Source organism: Oceanobacillus sp. FSL W7-1281 (assembly GCF_037969835.1).
GTDB lineage: Bacteria > Bacillota > Bacilli > Bacillales > Amphibacillaceae > Oceanobacillus > Oceanobacillus oncorhynchi.
Map to the genome: position 1 here is coordinate 4,737,475 of NZ_CP150214.1, position 24,865 is coordinate 4,762,339.

Sequence of the window (24,865 nt, forward strand, 5' to 3'; positions counted from 1 at the left end):
AAACCTCTCTTATGAAAAGATTGTCATACAAATTTAGTCTTTAGCTTTATTCATATTTTGTGTAATACGGTCAATAATAATCGCTAGAATAACAATTCCGACACCAGCTACAAACCCGGTACCGACAGATGCACGTTGAAGAGAAGAAAGCACTTGGCTTCCAAGCCCCGGTGCACCAATCATTGACGCAATAACAACCATAGACAGTGCAAGCATAACTGTTTGGTTAATTCCAGCCATGATAGTTCCTTTGGCCATAGGCAATTCTACCTTAAATAGTTTCTGTGATCCGGTCGTACCGAATGCATCAGATGCTTCAATTAAATCCTTAGAAACCTGACGAATCCCTAAGTTTGTAAAACGGACCGTCGGCGGTGTCGCAAAAATTAGGGATGCGAATACACCAGGAACCATCCCGATTCCGAAGAATGCTACTGCCGGAATTAAATATACGAATGCTGGCATGGTCTGCATAAAGTCCAGAATTGGAGTGAAAATTGTATTAGCAATTTTACTTTTGGCCATTAATATTCCCACTGGCACACCAATAATGACAGATAATAAACTTGCTAAAATAACCAATGTCACCGTGGACATTAACGCATCCCATAATCCCTGATTGTAAACAAACCATAGACCGATGATAGAAAACACTGCCAATCCAAGCTTTTTGCCAGATACAAAGAATGCAATCACGGCAACAATCAAGATAAATAGAATAGGCGGGATGCCTGGCAATAAATCTCCAGATACAAAGTCCATAAAGTTGCCAAAATGATCTTTAATTGGTTCAAAAAGAAAGGCAAATGTATCTTGAATCCAATCTGTCGCAGTCTCTGTCCATTCGGATAAAGGTATTTGATCAATAAAATCAAGCATTTAAGTTCACCTCACCATCATTTGCAAGCGCGGCTAATACAGCACCGCGAACAATAATTCCATTTAACCGCCCGTTATCTTCCACAACTGCAATGGGAACGGGAGTGTCATAGATCATGGAGAAAATATCTTGCATCGGCGTATCTGGTGATACTCTTAAAATATCTGTTTGTAAAATTTCTTTAATATCTGTTATTTCTTTTTTACGTGCCTCAGAAGCGTTATCTGCTGTCACATAGCCCTGTAAGCGACGGTTTTCATCCACTACGAGAATGCTGGAAATACCTTCTTTACGCATTCTTTCTAATGCTGCGCGCGGACCATGCTTGGCTATGTTAATCGTTTCCGGCCGCTTCATGATATGACTTGCTGTAAGTATCTTCGAGCGATCCACATCCTCTACGAATTTCTCAACGTAATCATTCGCAGGATTCATCAGAATTTCTTCCGGTGATCCAATCTGGACGATAGTCCCATCTTTCATTAACGCAATACGATCCCCTAAACGAAGCGCTTCATCCAGGTCATGCGTGATAAAAACAATAGTTTTCTTCATGGAGGATTGCAAATCAATCAGCTCATCCTGCATTTCTTTACGAATAAGCGGATCAAGCGCAGAGAAAGCTTCATCCATTAATAACACTTTTGGATCATTCGCTAGCGCACGAGCAAGTCCCACACGCTGCTGCATCCCTCCCGATAGCTGGCCCGGCTTCTGATGCATATAATCACCTAGTCCAACAAGCTTTAAGGATTCCTCCGCTTTTTTATCCCGTTCCGATTTATCAACACCTTGTACCTCTAAACCAAACGCTGCGTTCTGTAAAATCGTGCGGTGCGGGAAAAGTGCGAATTGCTGGAATACCATTCCTAATTTTTCACGACGCACTTGTCTTAATGCTTTTTTATCTAATGTTGCTAATTCTTTTCCATCAATTAGAATAGATCCTTCGCTCGGCTCTATTAATCGATTTATTAATCGAACCAGGGTTGACTTACCGCTTCCGGAAAGCCCCATTATTACGAATATTTCGCCTTCTTCAACTGAAAAGCTGGCACGATTGACCCCGACAGTATTACCTGTTTTTTTCAGTATCTCTTCTTTGGACATACCTTCATCTAACATTTTGATAGATTGGCCGATATTTTTACCAAAGATTTTAGACAGGTTTTTTGCTTCTACTACTGCCATATAATCACCTCTCTATTTTATTTTGATTTGTAGTACATCTAAAATTAAAATAACCTTTGGTACTCCCGAACCATTTATGCTGAAATTAAAAATAAATGAACCAACAATTGACTCATTTATTTTACGGCATCCACATAGATGTATTTACCTGTTTCAAGGCAACAATACTAATTATAGTTAAGTTCCTGTTAAACCTCAAACCGCTTATATTACTGTATTCTAATAGTTTTAAGCAATATATTGCTTCTATTCCATATAAATCGACGTTTTCTGCCTTTTCCTTCTGTATACTTTTAAATGCTTCACTTATTTTACAATTGGTAACATTTATTTCTGAAAAATTACCATTTTATTGCAATTGCAACTACAATATTACAGATTTTTTAAATTATACTGTCGATACTTATTTACAATATACAAAGTCAGCATCAAAATAACCGTGATGGACAGCATCATTATCCCGCCAAACAAAATCATTTGTATCAAAGCCCAGTCCGTTCTCATATGTAAAATAAAGAAAAAAACTAAAAACAGACTTGAGATAATTGTATATTTCCCGAGGGAACGCCCTTCCTGGTTCAGCTGTCCCAGCAGCGGTTCATAGGATGCTTCTATCGACAGCGCTTCCGGCGAGCCTTGGTAAACTTGAGTGTAATCTACAGCATCAATCAGTTCCCACCCTTCATCTAATTGCGACGTATCTTCCCCTACCTCTTGAATAGGCTGAAATGCCAGATGATATTGTACTTCTTTCGGTTTATCTTCTGCTAATTGAAAGAGTAGACCGCCTAATCGTAATCTTTCTACTACCCAGCCTTCCTTTGCAAGAGCTTCTAATTTTTCTGTTCCTATATAATGAAAGAAAAATCTAGCAGGATTCCAAATAAATTTCTTCTTCATGATTTTCCACCTCTTTATAATGACATCTAAATTTAAATTAGTATCATTATACAAGATTTCCTGCAATTCTTCCTAACAATCTTAAAATTGCTTCATTGAACTTTAGATAGCGCTTTCATTTTTTAACTAATGACAATTTTCATATTAAATCTATTTTTACGAATTTAAGTAGTTTCCTTTTTTATCCAATTGTGTAAACCCTTTTATATCAACGGTTCCCGTTTTTTGATAGTTTGCAAAACCATGCATTTTCTAAGGATTTTCAAATGACTTATATTTCTCCAAGTCGTTTCATGATATAATCGAGACTGACCTATAACACGAGAGAAAGGATGAAAAAAATCGATGAGTCGTTCAAACGAACATATTGAAAAGCCGGAGATAGCTGTCAAGCAGCCCAATCCTCGTCTTAAAAGCTGGAAAAGCGTCTTTAATAAACTGAAGAAAAATAAGTCGGCTGTTGTCGGCGGTGTTTTAATCATTTTACTTATCATTATCGCTCTTATCGGGCCATACTTAACCCCCTACGACCCTCTATATGATCAGGATATTACCAATAAATTAGCTACTCCTTCCTCTGATCATTGGTTTGGGACAGATAACTTTGGAAGAGACATATTCAGCAGGGTAATCCAAGGTACTGGCTTAACATTGCAGATAGGTTTTTTCTCTATCTTACTAGGAGCAACTGTCGGTGTATTCCTGGGTATTATCGCCGGGTATTACGGTAAGCGGACAGATAGTATTATCATGCGTTTCATGGATGTATTATTAGCATTTCCTAGTATTCTATTAGCATTAACAATCGTTACGGTTTTAGGCGGAAGCATGGTTAATGTGATTATCGCGGTAGCTGTTTCATCTATACCGATATTTGCCAGAATTGTTCGTGGATCTACTTTATCTGTGAAAAAGCTGGAGTATATTGACGCGATGAGAGCATTAGGTGCCAGTGATTCCAGAATTATTTTCAAACATATTTTACCTAATATCACCTCTCCAATCATCGTTCAGGCTACGTTAAGTATTGCTACAGCGATTCTATCAGCTGCCGGACTTTCCTTCTTAGGACTAGGCGCACAGCCGCCTACACCAGAATGGGGAGCCATGCTGAGTGATGGACGAAACTACTTATACAATGCACCCCATTTAGCATTATTCCCGGGGCTTGCAATTGTCGTAGCTGTATTAGCATTTAACTTACTTGGAGATGGATTACGTGATGCATTTGATCCAAAAACGAGAGAATAGAAAGAGGTGAACCACTTTGATTCAATTTATCATTCGACGTCTTATACAAACGATACCTGTCTTAATCGGTGTATCGATTATCGTATTTAGCATGATGCATTTGGTTCCCGGAGACACAGCGCAGGTTATTGCCGGTGAAGGTGCTCCACAGGAACAAATTGAGAATATCAGAGAGCGGCTGGGTTTAAATGATCCATTGCCGACACAGTATTGGAATTATGTAAGCGGCGCAGTTCAGGGAGATTTAGGAACATCCATGAAAAGCGGACGAGATGTTTCTTCTGAGATTGGCGCCAGGTTTTGGGTAACGGTTGAACTGGCATTTTACAGTACCGTCCTGGCTGTATTTGTCGGCCTGATTATTGGAATTATTTCTGCAACGCGTAAATATTCTGCACTTGATACAACACTTATGGTAATCGCTTTATTTGGTTTATCGATGCCGAACTTCTGGCTTGGTTTAATGTTGATTCAATGGTTTGCGATCGGGGTCGACTTGCCATCCTGGGTACCTTTCTTCAATAACACATCCTGGTTCAGCCCTTCCGGCTGGGGGAGCTTCAGTCAAATCGTCCTGCCTGTTATTACTTTAGGTACAAGCAGCGCTGCCATTATCGCACGTATGACACGTTCCAGCATGCTCGATGTTATCGGACAAGACTATATCCGGACTGCACGTGCAAAAGGAGTAAAAGAACGAATCGTTATCTATCGTCACGCATTAAAAAATGCATTGATTCCTATTGTTACCGTAGTTGGACTGCAATTTGGAGGACTTCTAGGCGGATCTGTATTAACGGAGTCTGTATTCGCCGTTAATGGAATGGGAAAATTGATTATCGACTCTATCCAGGCTCGTGACTTTCCAGTTGTTCAAGGAACTGTTTTAGTCGCTTCCCTTCTTTTCATTCTAGTAAACTTAATTGTCGATGTTGCTTACAGATTTTTGAACAAACGAATTGATTTAGATTAGTATTCTTGCATTATGAGATTTTTGAAAGGAGCTGCTTACTATGACAAGTGCACCGAACACTTCATATGACAATATATTAGAAATTAAAAATTTACAGACTTCTTTCTTTACAAAAGATTTAGAAGTAAAGGCTGTAGATGGTGTTTCCTTTAATATTCCAAAAGGAAAAGTACTTGGTGTCGTTGGAGAGTCTGGTTCCGGAAAAAGTATTACTTCCTTATCTGTTCTCCGTCTTATCGAAGAACCAGGTAAGATTAAAGGTGGAGAAATTCTCTTCAAAGGAGAAAACCTCTTAGATAAAAGCGAAGCACAGATGCGTAAAATTCGAGGTAATGAAATATCTATGATTTTCCAGGAACCAATGACTTCTCTGAACCCGACCTTTACGGTTGGACAGCAAATCAGTGAATCATTCCAGATTCATGAAGGTCTTGGCAAAAAAGAAGCAAAAAAGAAATCCATTGAGATGTTAAAGCTGGTAGGAATTCCTTCCCCAGAAAAACGTATCGATCAGTATCCCTTTGAGCTATCTGGAGGAATGCGCCAGCGTGTAATGATCGCCATTGCGCTTGCCTGTAATCCAGACCTATTGATTGCTGATGAACCAACAACAGCATTGGATGTAACAATCCAGGCACAGATTTTAGATTTAATGAAAGAATTGCAAGAAAGGTTAGATATGGGAATTTTATTAATTACCCATGACCTCGGCGTTGTGGCAGAAACATGTGATTATGTTGCTGTTATGTATTGCGGAAAAGTGGTCGAATTTACAGATAAGAAGACATTATTTACGGAACCAAAACACCCGTATACTGTCGGCTTAATGCAATCTGTTCCACAACACGACCAGGATGTGGATGGCGATTTAGCGGTAATTAGAGGATCTGTTCCAAGCCCCGCTGATATGCCGCAGGGCTGTCGTTTTGCACCAAGATGTCCATTTGCTACCGATTTATGCCGAAATAAATTACCAGACTTAGAAACCGATAAAGATGGTAATCAAATTCGTTGCTGGATTTATTCTGACGAATGGGACGGAGATCCGGAGGTGAACATTCATGAACAACCAGAAAGTACTTCTTAAAGTAGATGATTTAAAACAATATTTCCCGATTAAAGGCGGAATTTTGGGACGCACCGTCAATCACGTAAAGGCAGTAGACGATATCTCCTTTGAAGTATATGAAGGAGAAACACTAAGTATCGTAGGCGAATCTGGCTGCGGAAAATCGACAACCGGACGAGCTGTTCTCCGATTAGATGAACCTACTGATGGGAAGGTAGAATTTGACGGTACCAATATTCTTGAACTGAACAAAAAAGAAATGAATAAGTTCCGTAAAGATATGCAAATTATCTTTCAGGATCCATATGCATCGATTAATCCCCGCCACACTGTCCGGCAAATTTTAACCGAAGCAATGGAAATTCAAAATGCGGTTCCTAAACATGAAAGAAATGATCGTGTGAAAGAGTTGATGGAGACAGTAGGTCTTGGAGCTCACCAGATTGACCGGCATCCACACGAGTTCAGCGGCGGGCAGCGACAGCGTATCGGGATTGCCCGAGCACTGTCTGTTGATCCGAAATTAATTATTGCTGATGAGGCTGTGTCAGCTCTTGATGTATCTATTCAGGCGCAGGTTATCAACCTGTTGAAAAAGCTGCAGCGTGAATTTAAACTGACTTATCTTTTCATTTCGCATGATTTAGGCGTTGTACGTCACATTTCCGACCGTATTATAGTAATGTATTTAGGAAAAGTGGTTGAAATAGCTGATAAAAAATCATTATTTACCAATAACATGCATCCATACACGAAAGCACTTCTTTCTGCTATCCCTAGTACGGATTTGGAAGCCAAAAAAGAACGTATTACGCTTAAAGGAGATGTACCTTCTCCAATTGATCCTCCTGAAGGCTGCCGCTTCCACACACGCTGTCCATTTGCAACGGATATCTGTCGTACAAAGGTGCCTGAACTGCGTAACACAGAAGGTATGAAAGACGGACATCGTGCAGCTTGCCACCATATGGAAGCTATCCGTTCTGGTGAACATCAGCCGACGGTAAAAGCATAATAATATAACTATAAAAAGGTCATATGAGATGAAAAATCATGTGACCTTTTTTAGTTATTAAAAAAAATTTATAGATAAAATTTCACTATCAAATCTCACCTATAAATATAACGATTGCCCACATATATTTTATAAAACAAAAATACACAAGATTGCAACGCCAAAATCCTTTGCAATACTCTGCGCTTTTATTTTGCACTATACATCACGATGAATTCAATAAACTACTTTTCGCATAATTAGACACATTTAACCTTAAATTTAGTATAAAATTATATATTTTTAACTTTTTTGGTAAAAAAGAAGGATTTTCAAAGAAAATATAGAAATCTATATATATACCAATTAAAAAGGTGGTGAAATTTAAAGAATTACAAATAATATGAAAGGAAGGGGTATCAATGTTAAGAAAATCTTTAATTGTTACATTTGCATTTGGCTTAATGATGACTGTCTTTGGGGTAGGTTTAGTTCTCGCAGAAGAAGATGAAAATATTACTTCAAGAACGATCTCAAATCAAGAAGCCTACGAAAGTCTTATGGAAGTATCTGATTATACAGAAGCAGAGGCCCATGAAGCTGTATATGGTAGTTATGAAGCGATGTCTGATGTTGGAGTGGCTACAATTTGGAGAGAAATAACTTATAGAGATGAAAACGTAACTATAACTGGTCATATTAAATTGAGAAATGGTGCTATTGTAGAAGCTGCGCCAGCTACCCAAATTACCCCAACTGATCAAGGATGTGATTTAAAAACAATAAATTATTCAAGATTAAATGTTGTCGATTTTCATAATGTGAGATTCCAATCAAGTTATGAAATGGTATGCGGCATATTTCCTTTTACAGAAACAGTAGATTATTTATACAGAATTAATTAACACCATTTAAGATTATAATAGATTTTTTTCAAATCAATATTAAAATAATAGTTAACACTTCAGAATAAACACACTTTTATTAATACAAATCTTCATAACAAACTTGAGATTATATTCATAGTCCCTCATGGTTCATATACTTTGTAAATTTTTCCACCATTGATTGATTTGATTAAAACACTTTTATTAACCTCAAATTTCAAGCCTGTGTATAACGGCATTTATTCGCAGGCTTTTTTTACCATTTCTGCAAAAACAAACTTCTTCCTTCCAACAAAGTAAGAATTAAATCTCTTTTCTTAAAAAAGCTACTTCTCCATGAAAGGAAAAGCAGCTTTTTAATTATTATTGATTTAAAGATACATCATGCAATTGCAGTATTCCAGTTGGTAACTGTGTTAATCCTTCTACATCATCACTTACACCAAGCAAAAATTCTTGATGGTGTAAATAAAGCATTGGAGCAAGCTCTGAAAGTTCTGCTTGAATGTCGCTGTATAGTTGCAGACGAGCTTCTTCATCACCTTCACGGCGTGCAGCTTCAAGCATTTCATCCAATTCCTCATCTTGAAGGAAAGAACGGTTACCAGGATCCCCGATGTTATCAGAGTGGAATAGTGGATATAATCCATAATCAGCATCCCCAGTTACAGTAGACCATCCAAGAACAAACATATCATGATCTCCTTGGGCTGTTCTTTCTAAATACGTACCCCATTCCATAACTTCTACGTCAACATCAATATTCAATTCTTGTAATTGAGCTTGGACATTTGTGGCAGCATCCACACGTTCTTGTGTATCATTTGTCCAGATTGTTGTCGAAAATCCATCTTCATAGCCTGCATCTGCTAATAATTGCTTCGCTTCTTCTAAATCATATTCTAAACCAGGTGCATTCTCGTCATAACCATATACTGCAGGTGCTAATGGACCTACTGCTGGAATTCCAACCCCTTCGTAAATACCATCAATAATTTGGCTTTTATCAATAGCCATATTGATTGCTTTACGTACGTCTGGATCATCAAATGGCTCTTTTTCTACGTTAAATCCAATGTAAGAGACACTTACGCTTTCTTGTGGTGCAACATGGATTCCTTCAGAGTTTTCAACTTGTGCCATATTACTTGGACCAAGAGGATCAATAATATGTGATGTTCCAGTTTCAAGCTCAGCTACACGCGTATTTGCTTCACTTACTTCCTTAAACACAACGGAATCAAGGTGAGCCGGCTCTCCCCAATAATCTTCGTTTTTCACTAAACGAATTTGATCTCCAGTATCCCATGAATCAAATTTAAAGAAGCCCGTACCAATTGGATTTTGGCTAATATAGCTTCCCGGATCCTCTCCATCTTCCATCGCTTCATAATCAGCCTCAATCACTTCTAATGATGCCATTCCTCCACCATTATGTGCAATATGTGCTGGGAATGGTGCAAATGGATACTCTGTTACAAAACGTACTGTATAATCGTCGACTACTTCTACTTCTTCTACCATTTCATAAAGGAACAAACGTGGAGAAGCTACATCTGGATCTAGAATACGATCGATATTTGCTTTTACCACCTCTGCATTAAATTCAGAGCCATCATGGAAAGTTACATCATCACGCAGTGTAAATTCCCATACATTATCTTCTACCTGCTCCCATTCTGTAGCAAGTAAAGGTTGTAATTCCATATCTCCATCTAAAGTTACAAGTGTTTCAAAGACATTTGCCTGTACGTTACTGGACGGTGTATCATTTGAACCGGCTGGGTCCATCGATACGGGATCAGACTGGTTAGCAATGATAAGCTCGCCGCCCTCAGCAGCTTCTTCGGAAGTGCCTTCTCCATCTCCATCCGAATCGCTGTTACCGCCTTCATCTGGTTCGCTTGCACACGCTACCAAAACAACGCTAAGTAAAAGACCGAAAATTAGCAATAATAAAGACTTTTTTGACAATTTCATATTCGTACTCCCCTCAAATTAGAATATATTTGTCTTACTACTCTATTCTAATCTATCTCCTAGATAAATTCAATAATAGTATTAATTTACTAAAATTTTGAAATATCTTAATATAACTGTAATCTATTTGTATCCCAGCACTTACACTCTATTTACCAGCAGAAAAGAAATACCTGTCTGTTCCCCTCTATATCAGTCTTTTATAGCTTTACATAGAACATCGAATCACTCATTATATTCTTTTTAATTTGTTAACTTCTTGTAAAATCATCTAGTTCCATTGTCTTATTTTGTCGATTCATCTGAAAGCACTACTATTTTCCTTTCATAAAACAGAAAAGAGATGCCCTTCTTATATCACTTACAAGACATCTCTTCTCATGCTGGTATTTATTATTATATCGTCACATTTCAACAGTATCATCTAAGTGACACAGAAATGAATACTCCCGCCACTTAATTTTGAAGTGGGGGTTTCTGGGGTGTCGACTTTCAAGATGACGATTAACCGCCAGTGGAGTTGACACATCGGTGTGCTAAAAACACCCAACCCCGCTATCCCATTGGTCCTGCCTTTGGGACTACTTTTCAGCTTATCTGAGGTTCACACGTTTGTGTGCCTTGGCTGACATGTTTGGCTTGAACATTTTACGTGGCAAAGCAACTATTCTCGCCACAACCTAATATGTTCAGTTTTCAAAGAACGTCTTTCAAGAACATTATACCATACAAACTGATGTTCGCAAATAAGAAGAGGCGATTCACCTCCCACCTACTCATTGGGGTTCACCCTGCACATTCAATAAGGTTGGGAGTCCTCTCGCCTAACCAAGATAGACTTTCTCATATAGAAAATCAATAATACTTCTATTATCTACATCGCTGGCGGAATATCTCCCTCTCCATAACGATGATCTAAGTCCACGAATTTATTATATTCTTTTACAAAGGCTAGCTCTACGGTTCCTGTTGGACCATTACGCTGCTTCGCAATAATAATCTCAATAATATTCTCTTTCTCTGTCTCTTTATCATAATAATCATCACGATATAAGAAACCTACAATATCCGCGTCCTGCTCAATACTTCCTGATTCACGGATGTCCGACATCATTGGGCGCTTGTCCTGCCTGGACTCTACACCACGAGAGAGCTGAGATAAAGCAATCAATGGCACTTCCAGCTCCCGTGCCAATGCCTTTAACGCACGGGAAATCTCGGAAACCTCCTGCTGACGGTTTTCCTTCGAGCTGCCGCTTCCCTGGATAAGCTGCAGGTAATCAATCAAAATCATCCCGAGTCCATGCTCCTGCTTCAGTCGCCGGCACTTGGAACGAATTTCATTGACACGCACTCCTGGCGTATCATCGATATAAATCCCTGCATTTGACAGAGAACCCATCGACATCGTCAGCTTACTCCAGTCATCTGCTTGCAGCTGTCCATTTCTTAAACGCTGCGCATCAATATTTCCTTCCGCACAAAGCATACGCTGAACGAGCTGATCCGCGCCCATCTCCAAACTGAAAATAGCTACATTTTCATCTGTTTTTACGGCAACGTTTTGTGCTACGTTTAATGCAAAGGCTGTTTTCCCCACGGAAGGACGCGCCGCAATAATGATCAAATCGTTCCGCTGAAAGCCTGATGTAATGCGGTCTAAGTCCAAGAATCCCGTTGGAACACCTGTTACATCACCTTTTTGCTGGTGGAGCTGTTCAATATTATCATATACATCAATCAAGACATCTTTTATATTTTTGAAAGCTCCTGAATTTTTTCGTCCAGAAACCTCCAGGATACTTTTTTCTGCATCATTTAAAACATCTTCAACCTCATCTTCTTTTTCAAAAGAGGCCGTCACAATGTCTGTCGCTTTTCGAATCAAGCTGCGCAGGGTTGATTTTTCTTCTACAATTCTGCTGTAATACTCTACGTTAGCTGCAGTCGGCACACTTTCTGCCAATTCTGTTAAGTAGGATACACCACCTGCTTCCTCCAGCTGTTTCCGGTCATTTAAAAACGTGGTAACTGTCACAACATCAATTGGTTCCCCGCGCTCAGACAAGGTCATCATCGCTGTAAAAATAAGCTGATGGCTCGCACGGTAGAAATCTTCCGGAATCAAAATTTCGGAAGCCTGTACAAAGGCGGTCGGCTCTAAAAAAACAGCGCCTAAAACAGATTGCTCTGCTTCTAAATTATGCGGTGGTGTACGATCATTCAAAGACGCACTCATTACCTCTCCTCCGTATTCTAGTTAAGTGAAAAAAGAAATCGGCACACTGTTTTCCTGCCAATTTCTTTTTCCTCTGTTTATTTCCAAATGTCATCCTATTTATTTTTCTTTTACATGAACCTTTACAGAGCCAGATACTTCCGGATGTAATTTAACGGGAACGTTTGTGTAACCCAACGCACGGATTGGCTCATCTAATTCTAACTTGCGCTTATCAATTTTATAACCATGCTGTTTATTTAAGCCTTCTGAAATCTGTTTACTGGTAATGGAACCGAATAAACGTCCATTTTCTCCAGATTTTGCTTCCAGCTCAACCGTTAAATCAGCAAGTTTGTCTTTTAATTGAATGGCATTTTCTTTTTCTTCTATTTCTAATTGATCTTGTTTTTTCTTTTTCGCATCAAGTGCTTTTAGATTCCCGGAAGTAGCTTCTTCTGCCAGTTTATTTTTGAATAGGTAGTTGCGGGCATAGCCGTCAGGAACATTTTTCACTTCACCTTTTTTTGCTTTCCCTTTGACATCTTTTAAGAAAATAACTTTCATTCTGAATCTCTCCCTTTTTTGTACTCCAGCTCATCAATAATCTCAACAAGCATTTCTTTGACTTCATCAATGGTTTTATCCTCTATTTGCGTTGCTGCATTGGTTAAATGCCCGCCGCCATTCATTTGTTCCATGATGACCTGTACATTGACATCCCCCAGCGAGCGTGCACTGACTCCAATCCTGCCATCTGCTCTTTCTGAAATAACAAAGGAAGCCGTGATACCTACCATAGACAGTAAGGTATCCGCTGCTTGCGCAATCAGCACAGGGTTATATGCTCTTCCGCTAGGCGCTGTCGCAATCGCAATATAGTCATTATAAATTTGTGTTCTTTCAATAATATTACTGCGTTCGATAAATACCTCTAAATCATCTTTGAGTAAATGCTGGACTAATACCGTATCAGCGCCTTGTGACCTTAAATACGAAGCCGCATCAAATGTTCTTGAGCCTGTACGCAGCGTGAAACTTTTCGTATCAACGATAATTCCAGCTAAAAGCGCTGTAGCTTCCAGTACTTTCAGCTTCACTCCTTTTGGCTGATATTCCAGAAGCTCCGTCACAAGCTCTGCTGTGGAGGATGCATAAGGCTCCATGTAGACAAGCGTAGGATTATCAACAAATTCCTCTGCCCGGCGATGATGGTCGATAACAATTTTATAATCGGTATAGTTCAATAAACTTTCTACTGCAACCATACTCGGTTTGTGGGTATCCACAATGATCAATAAACTCTGCTGATCAATCATGAGATCCTCTGCTTCTTCCGGTGAGATGAATTGATCCCAAAGCTCTCCATCCTCACGAATACGGTCTATCAGCCTGGAAACACCTGTCTCGACATCATTCTCATCAAACACAATATAACCGGGTACATCATTTGTTTTAGCAATATTTAATACACCGATAGCTGCACCAATGGCATCCATATCAGGTGATTTATGTCCCATAATAATAACATTATCACTGGCACGAACCAACTCTTTTAACGCATGAGATATCACTCGTGCCCGTACACGGGTACGTTTTTCCATCGGATTGGTCTTTCCGCCGTAAAAACGTACTTTTCCATTCTCATCCTTAATAGCCACCTGATCACCGCCCCGGCCTAAGGCTAAATCTAAACTGGACTGGGCTACTTCACCAATTTCCGGCAGCGTCATATTTCCAGCGCCGACCCCGATGCTCAATGTGACTGGATTGCTTTCGGAACCTTTCATTTCCCGGACTTCGTCTAAAATAGAGAATTTAACTTTTTCCAGCTCCTCGAGAATTTCCAGATTCCCAACAGCTAAAAATCGTTCCTGGGACGTTCGTTTCAAGTAAAGTCCATAATGACTTGACCAGTTATTCAAAACAGCCGTCACCTGTGAGTTCAATTGACTCTTGGCTGTATCATCCATATTTTGTGTGATTTCTTCATAATTATCTAAGAAGATAATAGCAAGTACGGTTTGCTCATTATAGTAACGGTCCTTCAGTTTTTGATGCTCTGTACGATCAAGGAAATAGAGCAGTTTTTCTTCCTTTTTAATCACACACAGAAAGGTGTAATCTCCAATTTCCACCCATATTTCATCTCTGTTCTCTATAATCATCGGGATTAAGTCTTCCGATAACTGATTAAGAGATTCACCAATAATGGTATCCTTGCTTGCTTTAAACTGATTCATGAATGGGTTTGACCACTCTATTTGAAAGTTATCATTGTATAGAACAATTCCAAATGGCATCTCTAATAAAGCTTCCGAACCAACTTTTTTCACACGATGAGAAATCGTCGATATATATTCTTCCGCTTCATCCAGAAGCACTCTTTCCGTTCGAATACTATAGTAAAATGAAGCAGCGTAGACAACTGTCATTATTAAGCCAACTATCCATTGATAGTACCAAACATATAAAAGCAATAGAAATGTAAAGATATAAATCATCCATACATGCTTGCTTAATGTTGGTCTATTCTGTAAATCTGGCACGGCATTCAGCTCCTTCAAAGTCCAACAGTCTTTCTGTTTTTTTCCTGTACTTATTCTTAGACCGAACAATTATTTTATGGCTTTCGGTGCGGGAATCTCGGGTTGCTCTATAAGTCTGCTTCTTTTTTATTTTAACCGCCCTCTTAACCGGAAACCTATATCAATTATACCTAAGATTCGGATGAAATAAAGAAGAATTCCTGGAAAAAGAATCGTTGCAATAACAATCAAAATAGGAACTGCTTTGGCTATACGTTTGATATGTGCAAAGTAAAAAATAAATGAAAATCCTTGCAGCATCAAAGCAATCCCGACAATCATCAATAAATTCTGCGCTCCAAATTCCATGGTGCTTCCTTCTTCAAAACCGATAACAGATAAAATTAATGCTAACAGATAAATCCAAATAATTGCACCCGGAAATTGTAATTCACGGAATGGCGGAAAAGAAAATTTCTCTTTCTCTATCCGATTTAATAACTTATAACTGATCCATTGCGTAATAAATGCCGTAGCTAAAGCAAATACAACCATAAAGGTAGGAATTAATTGCTTCAGTAAGCTAATTTGTGTCTCTTGCAATGCGGTGATATCTTCTTCGTTCAGCGAAGGATTGACACTTTCTATCATGGATGCACTCATACTGACAGAGTCTTCCACAATGTTTTCGTATTCAGATACAATATTAACATCCAACAGTATTTGAATAAAAACAAAAGCCAAAAGCATACCAACAATAAAGCCGAATGTTCCTTGGGCCAGTGTTTCATATGCTGTATTCCTTTTATACATGGCATAGCCGATAAAAATACCGCCTGCTGCAGCAATAAGCACACCTGGCAGTATCATCATAGACATCAGCAATGTAGATATAACCGCAACAGCCAGTGTCATTATAAGACCTGCCTTCACTCCATGCCGTTTCACATAGAATATAAAAGGAACAGGCAGTACAAACATGCTGATTAAACTAAGTATCGGTAAGAAAGAAGCCACCAACAAAACCATAACAATGGCAATCATTAATGCTCCTTCGGTAACTTTTCTCGATTGGTTCATATACTGCACCTCATTCTAACAAAAATAAGTAATAGTAAAGGATATTTTAAATTCCTCTCCTCTATAAAAAATACACCAAAATTTATCTAATTATATAAATTGAAATTAATATTAATAGCTACCGCTACAACAGGTTTCACGGGGTGAGTAATCTTAGGCCCCAGAAAGACACTACGCTTTCCGTGTACCCCGGGCTCGTCTCCTCTAAAGAAGACTTAGCGATTGGCAAACCGACAGGCGTAGACAGAGCTAAAGTCGCACTTATGCCCCGAGGGTGAAAAGAAGACTTAGCGATTGGCAAGCCGAAAGACGCAGACAAAGCTAAAATTGGGTCTGGGTCTGCGATTACTCGTCCCATCAAAAAGCGTTCGCCAGTTACTGTTTTCAATTATTATTTCGTCACTTTTATAAGAAAAAAGTATAATTTCTTACTTCAATTTATATAGCTATATCCTTTCCTGTTTATTCACATCCATTTTTATAGGTTCAAATGGCAATATGATAATTCAACACATACTCTATTATGATAACATGAATTTAGCAGAAAGGCTTGTATAGTACCTTGTTCAAAAGAAGGCGTAACAGTGGTGCTTCACTATGTTCAGACAGTATCACCGCTTTATGTATGCAATTAAATGAGGATAGGTTGCTCTGAAAATTAAGTTTCATATTATTTCCCGGGAAATTTGTCGAATAAAGCTGTATTCTTAGCCAAATAAAAGCTAATTCCTATATAATAATAGTGTTGCCAACTAAAAGTAGATTAAATCATATCTTTTTTCATCGATTTCTGGCTGTATATATTTTTATTTTGGCCCAGCATAAAGCACCTTGTTTTTATATAATTCATAAGGAAAAGACTTTTCTCTATTTCGAAATAAAGGATGATAAAAATGAAATTCATAAAAATACTCAAAGAAAGTCTTTTACTCCCACAAAAAAAGGCCATGTTTCAGATTAATCGAATCGGAATGGATCAAATTATGATTTATCTTTTCATTTTATTTATGGTGACATCCCTGCCTGAACTAATAGTGCGATTAACAAGCTGGAGTGGTTTAGGAGGAGAAATGAATATTATCTTTCAACTTATTTATTTCTTTATGTTTTATTACTTAATTCTAGCTATTCTGCTGCTAGGCGTTATTTCATTTATCGCTTATCTCGGGAGGGGGATTGTTCGTCTGGCAAACCGGAAACTCTATTATGGCACACTATGGAAATTAACTGCTTGTTCTCTGACTCTCCCTATGCTGGTTTTTACCTTACTTTCGTTTATTTGGTCTATTCCAGATTGGTTTTTATTTATCTTTTTTATTTATCCAGTAGTGCTGCTGATACGAATGATATTCTTATATCCACAAAAAAGAGTCCGTTAAATTACATTTTTCTACATATTTAAACAAAGAAACGGTTGAATTTCACTTGTAAACGTTTTATAGTGTTATTATGCATTTTTTTAAAAGTTTGTGAAGCGTTTCCAAAGAAAAGGGGTTTATTATGGAAGATATTTCTATTTGGCTTACAATTGTTGGGCTGCTTATTATCTTTTCAATTGTAGGATTACTTATCTCAAATAAAATTAGTCCTATTGTCGGGATGACAGTTATTCCAATAATAGGAGCATTTATAGCGGGATTTAATTTTGAGGAGCTTTCTGAATTTTTAGCTTCTGGCTCAGAGCAAGTAATGGGCGTCGTGATTATGTTTATTTTTGCCATTGTCTATTTTGGTATTATGCAGGATAGTGGTTTATTTAATCCCTTCATACGCTTTATGATTCTAGTAACAAAAGGAAATGTAATCATCGTAGCTATGGCAACAGCGATTATTGGGATGATTGCACAGCTTGATGGAGCTGGAGCTTCTACTTTCCTTCTCTGTATCCCGGCATTGCTTCCTCTGTATAAGGAACTACATATGAGTCGTTACTTATTATTATTATTAGTTGCTCTAAGTGCAAGTGTTATCAATATGATCCCCTGGGGCGGACCGTCTGCACGTGCGGCAACCGTGATCGATATGGATTTAATTGACTTTTACTTACCACTTATTCCTGTACAGGTAATTGGAGCTGTACTTATTTTATTACTGGCTGCTCTTCTCGGACTTCGGGAAAAAAAGAAAATCAGTAAAAAAGCGGCAGCTGGTGAAATTACATTAAGTGAAAACGTAAATATTGTAGCAATTGCTGACAATTTCACAAAAAAACAAAATGAAGAAATGGCGCAAGCGAAAGAACAGCCACGAGATATTTCATGGAGAAACGCGGCCAATCTTGTTCTTACTGTACTGGTATTAGGAACTATGATGGCTGGATTACTGGCACCACAATATGCATTTATGATAGGGGTTGCTATCGCTCTTCCATTGAACTACAAAGGCGTCGATAATCAAATGAACCGTGTTAAAGAGCATGCTCCTAATGCCTTAATGATGGCCGCAGTTATTTTAGCAGCCGGGGTATTCCTCGGTGTCCTGAATGAATCAGGTATGCTTGAACAAATTGCACTTGCTGCGATTACTATCATGCCAGCATTTGTTGTTCCAGTTATACACATCATTGTTGGTATATTCGGGGTTCCTTTAGACTTATTAACTAGTACAGATGCATATTATTTTGCATTGCTGCCTATTGTTGATCAGATTGCCAGCACTCAAGGGATTGCTTCTGTATCCACAGCATACGCTATGATGATTGGTAACATTATCGGAACATTTGTAAGTCCTTTCTCTCCTGCGCTATGGTTGGGAATCGGACTTGCCTCAGCCAATATGGGGAAACATATCAAATACTCCTTCTTCTGGTTATGGGGATTCAGTATTGTCTTATTAGGATGTGCAATATTGATTGGCGTTGTCACTCTCTAAAATTTGATTAGTAGATTCATATAATCTCTCCAAGTACAGCAAAGTATTTGCCTGTACTTGGAGAGATTTTTTTTATAATGATAGATAGGGGAGGCGGAATCATACAGGAATGTTGTATATCGTTTTATGTTTATTCTCTGTATACTCTCCTGTATCAGAATAATTTTTTTGTTACTAAATGAAGCTTTTACAGGAGGTAATGACCGCTGTGTTGCCTACACAATAATAAATTCCTTAGGGGACTACAATTCAATAAAGACATAAAAAACCCTCAAGTTCATTAAAACTTGAGGGTTTTTTAATCAATCTGTTACGTAAGGCAATAAAGCCATTTGACGAGCACGTTTAATTGCAATAGTCAATTTACGTTGATATTTTGCAGAAGTTCCAGTTACACGACGAGGAAGAATTTTTCCACGTTCAGAAACGAAACGTCTTAGCAAATCTACATCTTTATAGTCAATGTGTGTAATTCCGTTTGCTGTGAAATAACACACCTTACGACGTTTTGCGCGTCCGCGACGAGCTGCCATGTGAAACACTCCTTTTTGTTTAATTTGTTAGATAATCATTTAGAACGGTAAATCATCATCTGATATGTCAATTGGTTCTCCATTGTTTTTAAATGGATCTTCCTGACTTGTATTTTGATTTTGGTTTTGATTAAATCCTTGATTTTGATTTGATGAAAATGGATTTTGCTGATATTGGTTCTGATTATTTTGGTTGTTCTGGTATCCATCCGATTGAAACTGTCCGCCCCCTTGGGAACCTTTCGTCTCTAAGAATTGGACACTATCTGCAACAATCTCTGTTACATAAACCCGTTTGCCATCCTGGCCTTCAAAATTACGTGTCTGTACACGGCCATCTACACCAATCAAACTTCCTTTTTTCATATAATTCGCCAGGTTCTCCGCAGGTCTGCGCCAAACGACACAGTTAATAAAATCTGCTTCGCGATCTCCCTGTTGATTTGAAAAAGGTCTGTTCACAGCAATATTAAAATTAGCTACTGCCACACCGCTTGGTGTATAGCGTAAATCAGGATCCCTCGTTAATCTGCCAACTAATACGACACGATTTAACATCAGAACCACTCCTTATTATTTTTCATCTCGAATTGCCATATGGCGAATAATATCATCGTTGAATTTCGCTAGGCGGTCAAATTCATTTACTGCATTTTCATCACCTTGGAAATTGATAACAACATAATAGCCATCACGATAGTCATTGATTTCATATGCAAGACGCTTCTTGCCTTTTTCATCAACTTTTTCGATTTCCGCACCATTATCAGTAAGGATTTTGTTAAAACGCTCGATTAAAGCAGTTTGTGCTTCCTCCTCGATATCTGGGCGGATGATGTACATAATTTCGTATTTTCTCATCCGTTACACCTCCTTTTGGTCTTAGCGGCTCTGTTCTCTGCAATTCCGTCTGAATCGCAGATATAAGAGCAAGGAATAATTTTTTAATTACTCACATTTGGACATTATACCAAATAAATTATGTTATGACAAGCCTTCGAGAGAACCTGATTACGTTTATTTTTAAATATTTACTATTATCCAGCTTATAATTAGAAAATGGACTTACACATTAAATCGGAAATGAATAACGTCACCGTCTTGAACAATATATTCTTTTCCTTCCAGTCTTACTTGACCTCTTTCTCTTGCTGTCGCCATATTGCCTGCATCTACTAAAGCATCATAGGATACGGTCTCTGCACGAATAAATCCTCGTTCAAAATCAGTATGGATAATCCCTGCAGCCTGAGGTGCTTTGATTCCCTGACGGAAAGTCCAGGCACGCACTTCTTGTTCACCGGCTGTAAAATACGTAGCCAGTCCAAGTAAATTATAAGATGCTTTAATTAATTGATCTAAACCAGATTCAGAAATACCTAAATCCTCCAGGAATTCTTCTTTCTCTTCCGGTTCTAATTCAGCTATTTCTTCCTCAATACGTGCACAGACCACAATTACTTCCGCATTCTCATTTGCTGCATATTCTTTTACTCTTTGAACATTTTCATTCGAATCCGGGTCTGCTACCTCTTCTTCGCTTACATTGGCCACATATAAGGTAGGTTTACTCGTTAACAGATGCAGTCCTTTAACTATTTTCTCCTGCTCCTCTGTAAACTCTAAAGCACGTGCCGGCTGATCGTTCTCCAAGCCTTCTTTTACTTTGTTTAAAATCTCATACTCTGCCAGTGCTTCTTTATCCTTTTGACGCGCCAGTTTTTCTACACGCTGAAATCGTTTATTGACCGATTCCAAGTCTGCTAAAATCAACTCCAAATTAATGATTTCAATATCATCAATCGGATCGACCTTTCCGGAAACATGTGTAATATTCTCATCTTCAAAGCAGCGTACAACCTGACAAATTGCATCTACCTGTCTGATATGAGATAAAAATTGGTTTCCTAAACCTTCCCCCTTGCTTGCACCCTTCACAATTCCGGCAATATCCGTGAATTCAAATGCAGTCGGGACCGTTTTCTTTGGTTTTACAAGCTCTGTTAATTTATTTAAACGTTCGTCCGGAACCTCCACAATCCCTACATTCGGATCAATTGTAGCAAAGGGGTAGTTTGCTGCTTCCGCCCCTGCCTGCGTGATTGCATTAAATAAGGTAGATTTTCCTACATTTGGAAGGCCGACAATTCCTGCTGTTAATGCCATATTACTTTTTCCAACTCCTTAAGGACTTAATTCGTTCATGAACATTTTCGTAACTCCAATTATAGATAGTCCGCTGCAAAAAGACAAGCATGAAAAAACTCAAAACAGGGCTGTTCTCTGACCCCATTTTGAGTTTTCTTCTAAAGAATTTTTTATTTTTCTCTTGTCTTTTCATCAACAAAATCATTTTTTACTATTCTTCGTGTTTTTCTAGAACTTTTTTCATCTTCTTCGTAAAATTTCTTCTCGGGATAAGCACACTATGCCCGCAGCCAAGACATTTAATCCGGATATCCATTCCCATCCGGATAATTTGCCAGCGATTCTCCCCGCATGGATGCGGCTTTTTCATTTGGACAACGTCACGCAAACCAAATTCTTTATCCATAACTCCTGCTCCTTTTTTTGAAATAATGCTGTCTGGCTTCAAGAACCTTTTTAACGGAAACTCAGCGCTTTTCTTACATTACATTATAGCAAATTTAAAGGAGGTTTATCCTCAATTTTGCCGACGTTCTTGACGTTCCTGAGTTAATTGGTCCATTTCCTGCTCGGAATAAGCAACAATACGAGGAGAAGGAATTTTAACCCCGGATTTATATAGCTTGTCCTGGATCTCTTTACGGATATTCCGTTCCCCCGCCCATTGGAAGACCGGCTCTGTTTCTGCAATAATACGAACAACAAAGTGAGAGACATCCAGGTTTTGAACACCGATAATCTCTGGAACGCCTAAAATAAAGTCATATTTTTCCGGCAGTGTTTCTGCTACTTCATGAATAATTTGTTCCACATGTGCGATATCACTTTCATACGGCACATTTACATCGACAACAGAAAGGCCGTTTCGAGATGAATAATTGATTACCTGATCAATATTTCCGTTAGGGACAATGTTTAGTTCTCCTGTCCAGGAAACAATTTTTGACGTGCGTAATCCAATTTCTTCCACCGTCCCTTCTATTCCAGCAGCTAACACATAATCACCTACTGAAAATTGATCTTCAAAAATAATAAAGAAGCCAGTAATGATATCACGCACAAGGTTCTGTGCCCCAAAACCAATTGCCAGACCTGCAACTCCAGCACCGGCTAAGAGCGGTCCAATTTCAAAGTTAAACACTTCCAATATCATAACAAGTGCCATAAAGTAAACAACATACGCAACGACACTCTTTATCAATTTCTTCAATGTGTCTTCCCGGCGTTTAGGAATCTTTATCGGCCCATGCTGTCTTTGTACAAATAATTTATCTACTATTTTTCGCACAATGCCAACAACCAGCCACGAAATAAGAAGAATCAGAACAATCCGGATGGCTCCTCCTAAAATAGCCAGCCACAGTTCAGGATTGCTGAAATAATCCCATACCCTGTCAAATTGATGACTTATAAAATTCAAGTTCATGCGTATATAACTCCTTTCACTTTCTTATAAACAGTTTTTCTATTGGATGTTAAAAAATACTACCATAATGTTTTTCCCATCTGAAAAAATATAAACATATAAATCTTATATTTTGCAAGTTTTTTTATTTATAGATGGGATGGTATCGAAATAATACTATTCTCCGATACCTCCATTTTTTTAACAGTCCTTTATTTAGAAGTTATATGCATGTTCGTCACCAACGAAATATTATTTTGTTTTTTTCCATAACGGATAGGTTAACAGTCTGGCTAAAATATATAAATTAAGTATACCGTACAGCGGATAGAGGAAGTTTACCAAATTAGCAAAACCAAATCCTGTTAATGGCAGCATCAGCAATACCGAAACAAGGACAATCAGATACATCGGCTTTTCTTCTTTTAAAAATGACTGCACTCTGGTGGCGATGCCCAGCATCCCTGCAGCGGCAGTTGTAAAAATTGCCAGCCAAAGAAGGATAGACATAAATAGAATCATCCCTAATGGAAATTCTTTTAAAATAGCGAATAAGGGAATCTCATAAAGAATAATTTCATCCGCAATTTGAATCAAGCTGCTATTGTAAATATACGAAACAATTCCTAAGCACACCCCTGTCCCAATACAGCAAATAATAATTTCTCCTCTTCCCTTCACCTTATTTCCAATAGCTCCTAAAATTGCAATCAGCGGAAGAATATTTAATGCTGTAAAGGGAAAGGCGGAAAACCAATTTCGCTGCTCGTGCCAATATGCAAACAGCTGTAAATTTTGATTGGAAACATACATTGCTAACACATACAAAAGCCCGCCAATCAAAATAGGCAATATAAGTTCATTAAAAGTCAATAACCCGTTTATTCCCTTAATAAATAACAATACAAGTACAATTCCAGTAATTCCGATGCCGACCGGGTATGGTAAATGAAATACCTGTCCCGTTGCCCCGCTTCCCGCGATCATAATCATCGTCGTGGTGAACAGATACAGAAGGATTAATCCGTCAAATGCCTTCGTCAGCTTTTTTCCAGCAATTATTTCTAAAACAGGTAAATAATTTTCACTTTTCATTTGGTAGCTGATTGCCATAATCACATAACAGCAGAATGAAAATAGAAAAGAAAATAACACAATAGCCAGTCCGCTTTCATGCCCAAAAAATTGCCACAGTTCTCTTCCTGATACATATCCGGCACCAATCGTTGCACCAAGGATTAATGCTGTCCATTGCAGGCCTCTTCTCCACATGGTATTTCCTCCAATTCATACGTATAGTTCTTCATAAATTACCGTATACTGTAACAATATGATTTTGGAGGAACTGCTATGAATCTAAAAACAAGCTTACGCATACAATCAAACCATTTTAGAGCAAATTATCAAGAACCCGACATAGCCAAAACATTATCTAATCAAATCATGCCCTGGTTTCCTTTGAAAGCTGCTGATTATATCGCTGTCTTCATTGGTACTGATCGTTCTACAGGAGACGCATTAGGCCCGCTCGCCGGTACGTACTTCGAGGAAATGCGCCCCAGAAATTTACATGTTTATGGAACGATTCATGAGCCGGTTCATGCGGTTAACCTGAAAGAATCCCTCTTAAGCATTTATAAAAATCACGAGAAACCTTATCTGATTGCCATTGATGCATGCCTGGGCAAAAGCAGCTCTGTTGGAAGTATAATTGCTGAAAACAAGCCTTTAAAGCCTGGTCTGGCATTAAACAAACAGCTCCCTCAGGTTGGCAATATGAACATTACAGGGGTTGTCAATGTCAGCGGATTTATGGAACAAACCGTTTTACAAAATACCCGCCTGTCACTCGTCATGGATATGGCTTTGGAAGTAGCAGGCATACTCAAACAGGTGGACAGACAATTAACCTATTCCCGGCATATAAATACAGTTAAAAATATGATTTAAGCATAAA

Annotated in this window: 23 protein-coding genes; 8 read left to right on the forward strand and 15 right to left on the reverse strand. The window is 38.4% G+C overall.

All coding sequences use genetic code 11. From position 1 onward, the window contains the following. Window positions 1-33 precede the first annotated feature (33 nt). The 3 genes from MKX55_RS22790 to MKX55_RS22800 form a co-directional block, all read right to left on the reverse strand. On the reverse strand, window positions 34-879 hold the full coding sequence (locus MKX55_RS22790) for a proline/glycine betaine ABC transporter permease (protein WP_339235226.1): 846 nt from the start codon (window positions 877-879) through the stop codon (window positions 34-36). Further along, window positions 872-2,071, reverse strand: a complete 1,200-nt coding sequence (locus MKX55_RS22795; protein WP_339235228.1) for a glycine betaine/L-proline ABC transporter ATP-binding protein — start codon at window positions 2,069-2,071, stop codon at window positions 872-874. The genes MKX55_RS22790 and MKX55_RS22795 overlap by 8 nt, the downstream gene beginning before the upstream one ends. 372 nt (window positions 2,072-2,443) lie before the next feature. Then, window positions 2,444-2,971, reverse strand: coding sequence for a DUF2812 domain-containing protein (locus MKX55_RS22800; protein WP_339235230.1), 528 nt, complete (start codon window positions 2,969-2,971; stop codon window positions 2,444-2,446). 345 nt (window positions 2,972-3,316) lie between these two features. On the opposite strand from MKX55_RS22800, the gene nikC reads away from it, so the two are divergent. The 5 genes from nikC (at window position 3,317) to MKX55_RS22825 (ending at window position 8,163) form a co-directional block, all read left to right on the forward strand. Next, a complete protein-coding gene (gene nikC / locus MKX55_RS22805) occupies window positions 3,317-4,222 on the forward strand; it encodes a nickel transporter permease (RefSeq protein ID WP_339181148.1) in 906 nt (301 codons plus the stop codon). Window positions 4,223-4,238: 16 nt separating this feature from the next. After that, window positions 4,239-5,195 (forward strand): ABC transporter permease, encoded by a 957-nt coding sequence (locus MKX55_RS22810; protein ID WP_339235232.1) that lies wholly within the window; start codon window positions 4,239-4,241, stop codon window positions 5,193-5,195. 40 nt (window positions 5,196-5,235) lie between these two features. After that, entirely contained in the window at window positions 5,236-6,282 is a 1,047-nt protein-coding gene (locus MKX55_RS22815) for an ABC transporter ATP-binding protein (protein ID WP_339235235.1), read from the forward strand. Then, on the forward strand, window positions 6,257-7,279 hold the full coding sequence (locus tag MKX55_RS22820; protein WP_339235237.1) for a dipeptide ABC transporter ATP-binding protein: 1,023 nt from the start codon (window positions 6,257-6,259) through the stop codon (window positions 7,277-7,279). The genes MKX55_RS22815 and MKX55_RS22820 overlap by 26 nt, the downstream gene beginning before the upstream one ends. 401 nt (window positions 7,280-7,680) lie before the next feature. Continuing rightward, window positions 7,681-8,163 carry a hypothetical protein gene (locus MKX55_RS22825; RefSeq protein ID WP_339235239.1) on the forward strand — a complete coding sequence of 161 codons (483 nt, stop codon included), beginning with the start codon at window positions 7,681-7,683 and terminating at the stop codon, window positions 8,161-8,163. Window positions 8,164-8,508: 345 nt separating this feature from the next. Here the strand turns inward: MKX55_RS22825 and MKX55_RS22830 are convergent, their stop codons facing one another. From MKX55_RS22830 to MKX55_RS22850, 5 genes are all read right to left on the reverse strand, one after another. Next, window positions 8,509-10,125: a glutathione ABC transporter substrate-binding protein gene (locus MKX55_RS22830; RefSeq protein WP_339235241.1), complete on the reverse strand. Its 1,617-nt coding sequence runs from the start codon at window positions 10,123-10,125 to the stop codon at window positions 8,509-8,511. A gap of 874 nt (window positions 10,126-10,999) precedes the next feature. Then, window positions 11,000-12,364 carry a replicative DNA helicase gene (gene dnaB / locus MKX55_RS22835; protein WP_042528710.1) on the reverse strand — a complete coding sequence of 455 codons (1,365 nt, stop codon included), beginning with the start codon at window positions 12,362-12,364 and terminating at the stop codon, window positions 11,000-11,002. A gap of 99 nt (window positions 12,365-12,463) precedes the next feature. Beyond that, on the reverse strand, window positions 12,464-12,910 hold the full coding sequence (gene rplI, locus MKX55_RS22840; protein ID WP_339181162.1) for a 50S ribosomal protein L9: 447 nt from the start codon (window positions 12,908-12,910) through the stop codon (window positions 12,464-12,466). Beyond that, window positions 12,907-14,892: a DHH family phosphoesterase gene (locus tag MKX55_RS22845; RefSeq protein WP_339181164.1), complete on the reverse strand. Its 1,986-nt coding sequence runs from the start codon at window positions 14,890-14,892 to the stop codon at window positions 12,907-12,909. Before MKX55_RS22845 ends, rplI begins: the two co-directional genes overlap by 4 nt. Before the next feature lie 126 nt (window positions 14,893-15,018). Next, the gene (locus MKX55_RS22850) at window positions 15,019-15,951 is read right to left on the reverse strand and encodes a YybS family protein (protein ID WP_339235243.1); all 933 of its coding nucleotides are present in this window, start codon (window positions 15,949-15,951) and stop codon (window positions 15,019-15,021) included. A gap of 893 nt (window positions 15,952-16,844) precedes the next feature. Here MKX55_RS22850 and MKX55_RS22855 point away from each other — a divergent pair. Further along, window positions 16,845-17,330, forward strand: coding sequence for a DUF1189 family protein (locus MKX55_RS22855; protein ID WP_339235245.1), 486 nt, complete (start codon window positions 16,845-16,847; stop codon window positions 17,328-17,330). Between the two features lie 121 nt (window positions 17,331-17,451). Next, window positions 17,452-18,822 (forward strand): citrate:proton symporter, encoded by a 1,371-nt coding sequence (locus MKX55_RS22860; protein WP_339181173.1) that lies wholly within the window; start codon window positions 17,452-17,454, stop codon window positions 18,820-18,822. A gap of 302 nt (window positions 18,823-19,124) precedes the next feature. On the opposite strand, the gene rpsR is transcribed toward MKX55_RS22860, so the two are convergent. The 7 genes from rpsR to MKX55_RS22895 form a co-directional block, all read right to left on the reverse strand. Beyond that, window positions 19,125-19,355: a 30S ribosomal protein S18 gene (gene rpsR / locus MKX55_RS22865; protein WP_042528696.1), complete on the reverse strand. Its 231-nt coding sequence runs from the start codon at window positions 19,353-19,355 to the stop codon at window positions 19,125-19,127. Between the two features lie 39 nt (window positions 19,356-19,394). Continuing rightward, window positions 19,395-19,913 carry a single-stranded DNA-binding protein gene (gene ssb, locus MKX55_RS22870; protein WP_042528694.1) on the reverse strand — a complete coding sequence of 173 codons (519 nt, stop codon included), beginning with the start codon at window positions 19,911-19,913 and terminating at the stop codon, window positions 19,395-19,397. Between the two features lie 15 nt (window positions 19,914-19,928). Further along, window positions 19,929-20,216, reverse strand: a complete 288-nt coding sequence (gene rpsF, locus MKX55_RS22875) for a 30S ribosomal protein S6 (protein WP_042528692.1) — start codon at window positions 20,214-20,216, stop codon at window positions 19,929-19,931. A 204-nt stretch (window positions 20,217-20,420) separates the two neighbouring features. Beyond that, window positions 20,421-21,521, reverse strand: a complete 1,101-nt coding sequence (gene ychF / locus MKX55_RS22880; protein ID WP_339235247.1) for a redox-regulated ATPase YchF — start codon at window positions 21,519-21,521, stop codon at window positions 20,421-20,423. Window positions 21,522-21,714: 193 nt separating this feature from the next. Next, window positions 21,715-21,909 carry a DUF951 domain-containing protein gene (locus MKX55_RS22885; RefSeq protein ID WP_339235249.1) on the reverse strand — a complete coding sequence of 65 codons (195 nt, stop codon included), beginning with the start codon at window positions 21,907-21,909 and terminating at the stop codon, window positions 21,715-21,717. A gap of 111 nt (window positions 21,910-22,020) precedes the next feature. Next, window positions 22,021-22,929: a mechanosensitive ion channel family protein gene (locus tag MKX55_RS22890; protein WP_339235253.1), complete on the reverse strand. Its 909-nt coding sequence runs from the start codon at window positions 22,927-22,929 to the stop codon at window positions 22,021-22,023. Between the two features lie 231 nt (window positions 22,930-23,160). Then, window positions 23,161-24,180 (reverse strand): hypothetical protein, encoded by a 1,020-nt coding sequence (locus MKX55_RS22895; protein WP_339235256.1) that lies wholly within the window; start codon window positions 24,178-24,180, stop codon window positions 23,161-23,163. Window positions 24,181-24,258: 78 nt separating this feature from the next. On the opposite strand from MKX55_RS22895, the gene yyaC reads away from it, so the two are divergent. Next, window positions 24,259-24,858, forward strand: a complete 600-nt coding sequence (yyaC, locus tag MKX55_RS22900) for a spore protease YyaC (RefSeq protein WP_339235258.1) — start codon at window positions 24,259-24,261, stop codon at window positions 24,856-24,858. Window positions 24,859-24,865 lie beyond the last annotated feature (7 nt).